At 62.7% G+C, this 8,592-nt stretch carries 9 protein-coding genes and 1 pseudogene; 6 read left to right on the top strand and 4 right to left on the bottom strand.

All coding sequences use genetic code 11. The features are described from left to right. Window positions 1-150: 150 nt before the first annotated feature. Together P3T16_RS34565 and P3T16_RS34560 are read right to left on the bottom strand one after the other, a co-directional pair. Window positions 151-336, bottom strand: a pseudogene (locus tag P3T16_RS34565) (SDR family oxidoreductase); the annotation flags it as partial. Between the two features lie 14 nt (window positions 337-350). Beyond that, on the bottom strand, window positions 351-1,730 hold the full coding sequence (locus P3T16_RS34560; protein ID WP_429345632.1) for an amino acid permease: 1,380 nt from the start codon (window positions 1,728-1,730) through the stop codon (window positions 351-353). 217 nt (window positions 1,731-1,947) lie between these two features. Between P3T16_RS34560 and P3T16_RS34555 the strand changes: the two genes are divergently transcribed. The 3 genes from P3T16_RS34555 to P3T16_RS34545 all read left to right on the top strand — a co-directional run bounded on the left by P3T16_RS34555 (window position 1,948) and on the right by P3T16_RS34545 (window position 3,931). Beyond that, window positions 1,948-2,760 carry an alpha/beta fold hydrolase gene (locus tag P3T16_RS34555; protein ID WP_429345631.1) on the top strand — a complete coding sequence of 271 codons (813 nt, stop codon included), beginning with the start codon at window positions 1,948-1,950 and terminating at the stop codon, window positions 2,758-2,760. 109 nt (window positions 2,761-2,869) lie between these two features. Continuing rightward, the gene (locus tag P3T16_RS34550; RefSeq protein WP_429345630.1) at window positions 2,870-3,574 is read left to right on the top strand and encodes a pseudouridine synthase; all 705 of its coding nucleotides are present in this window, start codon (window positions 2,870-2,872) and stop codon (window positions 3,572-3,574) included. Between the two features lie 168 nt (window positions 3,575-3,742). Further along, on the top strand, window positions 3,743-3,931 hold the full coding sequence (locus P3T16_RS34545; protein ID WP_429254575.1) for a hypothetical protein: 189 nt from the start codon (window positions 3,743-3,745) through the stop codon (window positions 3,929-3,931). A gap of 155 nt (window positions 3,932-4,086) precedes the next feature. On the opposite strand, the gene P3T16_RS34540 is transcribed toward P3T16_RS34545, so the two are convergent. Then, the gene (locus tag P3T16_RS34540) at window positions 4,087-5,109 is read right to left on the bottom strand and encodes an NAD-dependent epimerase/dehydratase family protein (RefSeq protein ID WP_429345629.1); all 1,023 of its coding nucleotides are present in this window, start codon (window positions 5,107-5,109) and stop codon (window positions 4,087-4,089) included. 67 nt (window positions 5,110-5,176) lie between these two features. Here P3T16_RS34540 and P3T16_RS34535 point away from each other — a divergent pair, with 67 nt between their 5' ends. The 3 genes from P3T16_RS34535 to P3T16_RS34525 all read left to right on the top strand — a co-directional run bounded on the left by P3T16_RS34535 (window position 5,177) and on the right by P3T16_RS34525 (window position 8,248). After that, complete coding sequence (locus tag P3T16_RS34535) at window positions 5,177-6,208, top strand: CDP-6-deoxy-delta-3,4-glucoseen reductase (protein ID WP_429345628.1); 1,032 nt, start codon at window positions 5,177-5,179, stop codon at window positions 6,206-6,208. A 340-nt stretch (window positions 6,209-6,548) separates the two neighbouring features. After that, complete coding sequence (locus P3T16_RS34530) at window positions 6,549-7,733, top strand: acetylornithine transaminase (protein WP_429345627.1); 1,185 nt, start codon at window positions 6,549-6,551, stop codon at window positions 7,731-7,733. A 20-nt stretch (window positions 7,734-7,753) separates the two neighbouring features. Next, complete coding sequence (locus P3T16_RS34525) at window positions 7,754-8,248, top strand: GNAT family acetyltransferase (RefSeq protein ID WP_429345626.1); 495 nt, start codon at window positions 7,754-7,756, stop codon at window positions 8,246-8,248. A gap of 59 nt (window positions 8,249-8,307) precedes the next feature. Here the strand turns inward: P3T16_RS34525 and P3T16_RS34520 are convergent. Beyond that, window positions 8,308-8,592: IS3 family transposase (locus tag P3T16_RS34520; protein WP_429345625.1), on the bottom strand; the 285-nt coding region annotated here is incomplete at its 5' end.

The following is an 8,592-nucleotide window of genomic DNA, read 5'->3' as shown; positions in this document are numbered from 1 at the left end:
TCGCCTTACTACTTTGAGTTTGAGCTTCGCGTCGTGCTTCGCCATGAAAAAACCCCAAGGGTCGGATCTATGTCCAACTCTTGGGGTTCAGTTCAAGCCACCGGAATGTGGCCGCCGTTTCTCTATCGCTTCACGAAACAGGAACGACGCTTAAATCTGCGCCATCCCGCCATCGACGAACAGTTCGATGCCGTTCACAAAACCCGCATCGTCGGACGCGAGAAACAGGGCGGCCTTTGCGATCTCATCCGGTGCGCCGGCGCGCCCGAGCGGAACCTGCGTGGCGAGATAATCCAGCAGGCCCTTTTGCTGCGCGGCGTCCGGCCCGGCAAGGTTGAAACCGGATCGGCCTACGCGGTACCCGCCTGCGCAAGCTTCGCAGCCGAGCGGCGCTTCGCCGCATAACCTGCCCACATCAGGATCAGCCAAACCGGCACGAGCAACACCGAAACGGAGAGACCGGGCGTCATCACGAGAATCACGAGGATCATCGCCATGAACGCGAGGCAGATCCAGTTGCTGACCGGATACCAGAGCGACTTGAAGACGAGCGTCTCGCCTGCCTGCACCATCGCCTTGCGCGATTTGAGGTGCGTGAGGCTGATTAGCGCCCAGTTAATCACGAGCGCCGCGACGACCAGCGCCATCAGCACGCCGAGCGCTTCGGCGGGAATCAGATAGTTGACGATTACGCAGGCGAACGTGGCGAGCGCGGAAAGACCAATCGCCATATACGGCACGCCGCGGCGGTCGACCTTCAGCAGCGCGCGCGGCGCGTTGCCCTGTTCCGCGAGGCCGTACAACATGCGGCTGTTCGCGTACACGCCACTGTTGTAGACCGACAGCGCCGCCGTCAGCACGACGAGGTTCAGCACGTGCGCCGTGAGTCCCGCGCCGATCTGCGAGAAGATCATCACGAACGGGCTGCCGCCCGACGCCACCTGGTTCCAGGGATACAGCGACAGCAGAACCGTCAGCGAGAAGATATAGAAAATCAGGATCCGGTAGATCACCTGATTCACGGCTTTGGGAATGCTCTTTTGCGGTTCATCGGCTTCCGCTGCGGTGATGCCGATCAGTTCGAGCCCACCGAACGAGAACATGATGACGGCAAGCATCATGAAGAGCCCATGGAAGCCGTGCGGGAAGAAGCCGCCATCGCGCCACAGGTTCGTGACCGACGCCTGCGGACCGCCGTGTCCGCTGATCAGCAGCCAGCCGCCGAACAGGATCATGCCGATCACCGCCACGACCTTGACGATCGCAAACCAGAACTCGGTCTCGCCATACGCCTTCACGTTAGCCAGATTGATCGCGTTGATGGCGACAAAGCACACGAGCGCCGAGACCCAGGTCGGCACGCCCGGCCACCAGTAATGCACGTAAGTACCGACGGCCGTCAGTTCGGCCATGCTGACGAGCACGTACAGCACCCAGTAATTCCAGCCCGACAGAAAGCCGGGGAAATCGCCCCAGTACTTGTAGGCGAAGTGACTGAACGAGCCGGCGACCGGCTCCTGCGCAACCATTTCGCCCAGCTGTCGCATGATGAAAAACGCGATGATGCCGCCGATCGCATAACCGAGAATCATCGACGGACCCGCCGCCTGCAATACGCTGGCCGAGCCGAGAAAAAGGCCGGTGCCGATCGCGCCGCCCAGCGCGATCAGCTGGATGTGACGGTTTTTCAGGCCACGCTTCAGGCCGTCGTGCTGCTGTGGACTATTCAAGGTGTCGCGCTCCGCTGTATGGAAACCGGTTGCCGGAAGCGGTTGCTGCGTACGCCCGGCGAAACCCTGGATTTTACCGCGCGCGCCGTTCGCGGCTGGCCGGCGCCGGAAGACGGCGCGCGCTCCTGTTACGACGTGGCCGGCCCGTGAAGACGCCGCTTGCTACCGTCGGCACAGTTCGGTAAGGTCGGCATTCCGGTTCAGCGAAAGGAAAGCCATGTCGCCGAAACATCTGATTCGCGTTGTCCTGTTGTGCGCCCTGTGTGTTTCCGCAGGCGTCAACGCCCAGACGGCCGCGCCGGCCAGCCCCTCCGCGCCGCCGTCCGCGTCAGTCTCCGGACCTGTGCGCAATGTCGTGCTCGTGCACGGCGCATTCGTCGATGGTTCGAGCTGGAACCGCGTCATCGACCTGCTGCAGAAGAAGGGCTATCACGTGTCGGCGGTGCAGAACCCGCTGAGCTCGCTCGCCGACGATGTCGCTGCCACGAAACGCGTGCTGGCGCGGCAAGACGGCCCGACGATCCTGGTCGGCCACTCGTGGGGCGGCACCGTCATCACCGAAGCGGGCGCGGATGCGCCGAACGTGGTCGGCCTCGTGTACATCACGGCGATCGCGCCGGATGTCGGCGAATCGACGATGGACATGTTCAAGCACGGCCCGTCGGCGCCCGCCGGCGAAAGCATCAAGCCCGACGAAACCGGCTTCCTGTGGTTCGATCCGGCGAAATATCATCGGGACTTCGCCGCTGATGTACCGGAGACGCAAACGCGCATCCTCGCCGCGGCCGAGCAGCCGGTTTCGGGCAAGGCATTCGGCGAACCCGTGACTCAGGCCGCGTGGAAGTCGAAGCCTTCGTGGTACATGGTGACCATGAAGGATCGCGCGGTGGCGCCGGAAGCCCAGCGATGGATGGCGAAACGCATCGGCGCGACGATCGTTTCAGTGCCGTCGAGCCATCTCGCGCCGATGTCGCATCCCGCTGAAGTCGCGGCGCTGATCGAGCAGGCGGCGAAGGCGCAGAGCAAATAGGCGCGACACACGCCGGGTAGAATGCACGCGATGCGACGGGCTGCGGCCCGTCGCCGGCTCGCGCTCACCCGGATTTCGCTCCGCCGCTTTTCCGTCTTTCCGCTCCTCAATGAATCTCGAACGCGTGCTGTTTTCCCAGGGTTTCGGCTCACGACGCCAATGTCGCGCATTGGTCACCGGCGGCCATGTGTCGATCGAAGGCGCCGTCTGCGCCGATCCCGACGCCGACTTCCCCACCGACACGCTGACATTCGTCATCGACGAGACCGCCTGGCGCTATCACGAGCACGCGTACATTGCGCTGAACAAGCCCGCGGGTTACGAATGCTCGCGCGATCCGCAGCATCATCTGAGCGTCTTCAACCTGCTGCCGCCGCAGTTCGCGACGCGCGGCGTGCAGTGCGTCGGACGCCTCGATCAGGACACCACCGGCCTCCTCCTGCTGTCCGACGACGGCCAGTTCGTGCACGCGTTCACTTCACCAAAACGAAAGGTGCCGAAGGTGTATCTCGCGACCACGCGCCATCCGCTCGATGACGCGCAACTCGACGCGTTGCGCAACGGCGTCCTCTTGCATGGCGAGCCGGCGCCGGTCGCTGCGGTCGCCGCACAGGCGCGCGATGAACACGCGCTCGAACTCACGGTGCTGGAAGGCAAGTATCACCAGGTGAAGCGCATGGTGGCGGCGGCGGGCAATCGCGTCGAAGCACTGCATCGGGAGCGCATCGGTGGACTGGCGTTGCCGTCGACGCTCGCCGAAGGTACGTGGGAATGGCTCGACGAAGCCGGTCTTGCTGCCCTGCGGGCGGGGTAAACACGGAAGGCGGCGGCGTGAATTCCGCCACCTTTCTGCTGAAGCGTTATCCACCTCACACTGCCGCACAAAAAGGGACGCATTGCGCTGCGACGCAGCATGCCCTTCCTTTCAACTCGCCCTATACTCGATCAAACAACGATTAAAAAGTATTCAAGGAGGGGCGCCATGATCATCCACGATGGTTATGAACTTTCAACCATGACGATCGCGTTCATGTGTTTCGGGGTCGTCCTCGTCATCGGTGCGCTGGCAATGATACGTCTGCGGCACCGATATCCTCCGAGCCTCATCGGCGCGCTGGTCGGCGCAATCCTGTGCTTCGTACTGCTGGAAGCGCTGCCCGCGATTACGTGAGTGGTACTGGCGTTTTTGATGACGATAGCCGCGTTGTTCGCGTTGTCCGCGGGACACGCAGTTGACCGACATTCGCAACCATCGAAGCACACGACAACAGGCGGCGTCAGCGAGTTGCGCGCTGGACCGCCGACGACTGGCGTCGCTGGACATTGCTAGTCGTGCGGCTGCCCCTTCCCCCGCAGAAAATCCTGCACTGTCGGATAGCGCAAACGCATGCGCAATTCGCGCTTCATCCTCGCGTTTGAAAGACGTCGCGATTCGCGCATGAACGACAGCAACATCGGCTCGAGTATCTGCTCAGCCTGCTCGCGCGTGACGCGCGGCGCGCGCGCCAGGCCGTACGCATCGGCGACCGCATCGAAATACGCCGCCATCTTCAGCTCCGAATCGTCCGATGCGTGCACGACGCGCCCCGGCCTGCCGTGCGTCGCCATCCGAACGAGAATTGCCGCGAGATCGTCGGCATGGATGTGGCTGGTGTACACATCATCGGCGTCGATTAGTGCGGGCGTCCCCTTCTCGAGCCGCGCGAGCGGTAACCGGTTAGCTGCGTAGATGCCAGGAATCCGCGCCACGGTGGCCGCCACCGATCCGCGCGCGGTGGCCCGCCTCAACTGCTGCTCCGCCGACACCCGACGCTTCGCTCGATCGTTCGCCGGCTGCACGGTGCGCGTCTCGTCGATCAACGCGCCGCCACAGTCACCATAAACACCCGTCGTGCTCGCATAGACGACGCGCAGCGGCGCGGCGGATCGGGCAAGCCGGACACCCCGGTCGGGTACAATATTGGACGTTTCGCGATCCATCCATGCGGCGCGCGAACGCCGTAACCGCGCGACCGGCGTGACAGCGGCGCGCGCGGGCTGCATGCGTCGCGACGAGAGCGCGGCGAGCAGTGCACGCGTACGGCGATCGTCGTCACCGGTCTTTTGTGGCGGGGCAAGATGCAGCACGGCGGGCGCCAGACCCGCGAGACGCTTCAGGCTGCGACGTACGTCCAGATCGCCGACCAGCGGTGAGGTACCCGCTGCGCGCAGCTCGGCGCAGCGCGCGGCGTGGCTCGTCAGGGCAAAGATGTGTGCGCGCGGGCGCAGCAGTTCGACGCAGCGCATGCCGACATCGCCGCAACCGACGATCAGCACGCGCGGCCGGCGCAGATTTCGTGTCGCTTTCATGGTGGACGCATTGTAGCCGTCAAGTACGGCGCGCACCGATTACCGACTTTTCGTTTCCGATCGACATATGGCATTTAACGTAACACTCCGGCAAAGCGGCCGGCAGTTCCAGGTAGAACCCGACGAACCCGTGCTGATCGCGGCCCTGCGCCAGGGCGTGGGTCTGCCGTACGGCTGCAAGAACGGCGCGTGCGGTTCGTGCAAGGGCACGATCGTGAACGGCGAAATCGAGCAGCGCCCGCATTCGTCGTCGGCATTGTCGAACGATGAAAAGACCCGTGGCATGGCGCTCCTGTGCTGCGCGACGGCATGCTCCGACCTCGAAGTCGATATCCGCGAAGTGGCGGGTGTCGGCGATGTGCAGGTCAAGAAGTTGCCGTGTCGCGTCAACGCAGTCGAGCGCAAGGCCGACGACGTCGTCGTGCTGAAGCTTCAGTTGCCCGCCAATGAACGTCTGCAATATCTCGCCGGCCAGTACCTCGAATTCATCCTGAAAGATGGCAAGCGCCGCAGCTACTCGATGGCGAGCGCGCCGCATGCCGAAGGTCCGGTCGAACTGCACATCCGCCATATGCCAGGCGGTGTGTTCACCGATCACGTGTTCAACACGCTGAAAGAGCGCGACATCCTGCGCTTCGAAGCGCCGCTCGGCACGTTCTTCCTGCGCGAAGATTCGGACAAGCCGATTGTCCTGCTCGCTTCGGGCACGGGTTTCGCGCCACTGAAGGCGATCGTCGAACACGCGATCTTCAAGAACATCGACCGGCCGATGACGCTCTACTGGGGCGCGCGTCGCAAGAAGGATCTGTATCTGCTCGAACTCGCCGGGCAATGGGCGAAGGACGTGCCGAACTTCACGTTCGTGCCGGTGCTGTCCGAACCCGATGCCGACGATGCGTGGACGGGTCGCACGGGCTTCGTGCATCGTGCAGTGATCGAGGATCTGCCGGACCTGTCAGGGTATCAGGTGTACGCGTGTGGCGCACCGGTGATGGTCGAGTCGGCACAGCGCGATTTCACCGCGCATCACAAGCTGCCGGAAGACGAGTTCTATGCGGACTCGTTCACCAGTGCGGCGGATCTGGCGAATCCGGTTTGAACGTCGACTGACGGACGAAGTGAGTTGATACGGCTGAGCAAAGCTGCGGCCTGCTCACCCAGCACACTTCGTTCTTTCTCGAGCAAAAACTTTCCCCGACTCAAAATTCGTGGTTTACACCGCCCGGCGCGTTGTCGTATTCTTTCGCGCATGAACCGCATCCAGTCCGAACTTCGACGCCGCCGCTCGCCGCTCCCTTAGGGGCGCCGCTGGCTTCGTCACGGATTCGCGCCTACACAGGGTGCAAGCTGTTCGAATCATGAAAGCCACGGACCTCCGTGGCTTTTTGTTTTTCCGGTCCCTTGTTCAACCCCACTGCTTCGAATGGAGCCCCGCCGCCATGAAATTCAATGAGTATCCGATCGAGTCGCTGATGTACATCACCAACCGGCCCGAAATCGTTTTCACGCACGGTAAGGGCTCGTGGATCTACGACAACGAAGGCAAGCGCTACCTCGACTTCATTCAGGGCTGGGCTGTCAACAGCCTCGGTCATTGCAACGAGGGCATGATCGAAGCGCTCGAAAAACAGGCGCGCACGCTGATCAATCCGTCGCCGGCGTTCTACAACGAACCGATGGCGAAGCTGGCAGGTCTGCTCACGCAGCACAGCTGCTTCGACAAGGTGTTCTTCGCGAACAGCGGCGCCGAGGCCAACGAAGGCGCGATCAAGCTCGCGCGCAAATGGGGCAAGAAGCATAAGGACGGCGCGTACGAGATCATCACGTTCGATCACAGCTTCCACGGCCGCACGCTCGCGACGATGTCGGCGAGCGGCAAGCCGGGCTGGGACACGATCTACGCACCGCAGGTGCCGGGCTTCCCGAAGGCCGATCTGAACGATATCGCATCGGTCGAGAAGCTGATCACGAAGAAGACCGTCGCTGTGATGCTCGAACCGATCCAGGGCGAAGGCGGCGTGATCCCTGCGACGCGCGAATTCATGCAGCAACTGCGCGCGTTGACGAAGCAGCACAACCTGCTGTTGATCGTCGATGAAGTGCAGAGTGGCTGCGGCCGTGCGGGGACACTCTTCGCGTACGAACTGTCGGGCATCGAGCCGGACATCATGACGCTCGGCAAGGGCATCGGCGGAGGGGTGCCGCTGGCAGCGCTGCTCGCGAAAGCCGAAGTCCAGGTGTTCGAAGCCGGCGATCAGGGCGGCACGTACAACGGCAATCCGCTGATGACGGCAGTCGGTTATTCGGTGATCTCGCAGTTGACGGCGCCGGGCTTCCTCGAAGGCGTGCGGGCGCGCGGCGAGTATCTGCGCGCGAAGCTGCTGGAGCTGTCGGAGGAGCGCGGCTTCCTCGGTGAGCGGGGCGAAGGTCTGCTGCGGGCGCTGCTGCTCGGCAAGGATATCGGCACACAGGTCGTCGAGAAGGCGCGTCTGATGCAGCCCGACGGACTGCTGCTGAACGCGGCGCGTCCGAACCTGTTGCGCTTCATGCCGGCGCTCAACGTCACGAACGAAGAGATCGACCAGATGATGGCGATGCTGCGTTCGATTCTCGACTCGCTTTAATCGCCCGCGAGCGCACCCGCATGACAACGACCGACATGCCTTCGATCCGCCGCTTCGATGCCGCCGATACCGATGCCGTCGTCGCGCTGTGGCAGGACGCGTTTCCGGAGTATCGGGACGTCACCCGGCCGCAGCGTAATCCGCGCCTGTCGATCGCGAACAAGCTCGCGACGCAGCCCGAACTGTTCTTCGTCGCCGAGACCGGCGGTCGAATTATCGGGTCCGTAATGGCAGGTTACGACGGACATCGCGGCTGGCTCTACTCGCTTGCTGTCGATACGATCATGCGACGATGCGGCATCGGCACGCGTCTGGTTGAGCATGCGGAAACGGCGCTGACAGCGCTTGGCTGTCCGAAGGTGAACCTGCAGGTGCTGTCGACCAGGGCCGACGTGCGCGGCTTTTATGAGGCGCTGGGCTATCGCATGGATGAGGTCGTCAGTCTCGGCAAACGTCTCGGCGCAGTGGCGGATACGTCGGTAGTCGAAACGCCCGACGAGACCGCGACACGCTAGAAGCGCGTCGAAAACGAAAAAGGCTGCATGCGTGAACTGAACCCCGGAAGTTGGACGGTTCAAAGAGGCTGGATGCCCAAGGGCTGGGTTCTGTATTGCACGGGACTCAGCCCTTTTAACTTCAGCCGTATGCGTTCGTGATTGTAGTAATGGATGTACTGCTGGAGTCCGACCTGTAGCTGTTCTACGCTGTCGAACTCGTTCAGGTAGAAGAACTCTGCCTTGAGTGTACCGAAGAAGCTTTCCATTGCCGCATTGTCCAGGCAGTTCCCCTTGCGCGACATGCTCTGGCGAATCGCCCGCTGGTCCAGTAGCCTGCGCCAGGCAGCCATCTGGTACTGCCA

The sequence above is a fragment of the Paraburkholderia sp. GAS42 genome (assembly GCF_050436565.1).
Lineage (GTDB): Bacteria > Pseudomonadota > Gammaproteobacteria > Burkholderiales > Burkholderiaceae > Paraburkholderia.
The sequence above is the reverse complement of the archived record's forward strand: the minus strand, read 5'-3'. Positions and strand labels throughout refer to the sequence as shown.

Coding starts and splice junctions, on each gene's coding strand:
- P3T16_RS34555 (WP_429345631.1), top strand. CDS start 1,948: ATGTCGCCGAAACATCTGATTCGCGTTGTCCTGTTGTGCGCCCTGTGT.
- P3T16_RS34550 (WP_429345630.1), top strand. CDS start 2,870: ATGAATCTCGAACGCGTGCTGTTTTCCCAGGGTTTCGGCTCACGACGC.
- P3T16_RS34545 (WP_429254575.1), top strand. CDS start 3,743: ATGATCATCCACGATGGTTATGAACTTTCAACCATGACGATCGCGTTC.
- P3T16_RS34540 (WP_429345629.1), bottom strand. CDS start 5,109: ATGAAAGCGACACGAAATCTGCGCCGGCCGCGCGTGCTGATCGTCGGT.
- P3T16_RS34535 (WP_429345628.1), top strand. CDS start 5,177: ATGGCATTTAACGTAACACTCCGGCAAAGCGGCCGGCAGTTCCAGGTA.
- P3T16_RS34530 (WP_429345627.1), top strand. CDS start 6,549: ATGAAATTCAATGAGTATCCGATCGAGTCGCTGATGTACATCACCAAC.
- P3T16_RS34525 (WP_429345626.1), top strand. CDS start 7,754: ATGACAACGACCGACATGCCTTCGATCCGCCGCTTCGATGCCGCCGAT.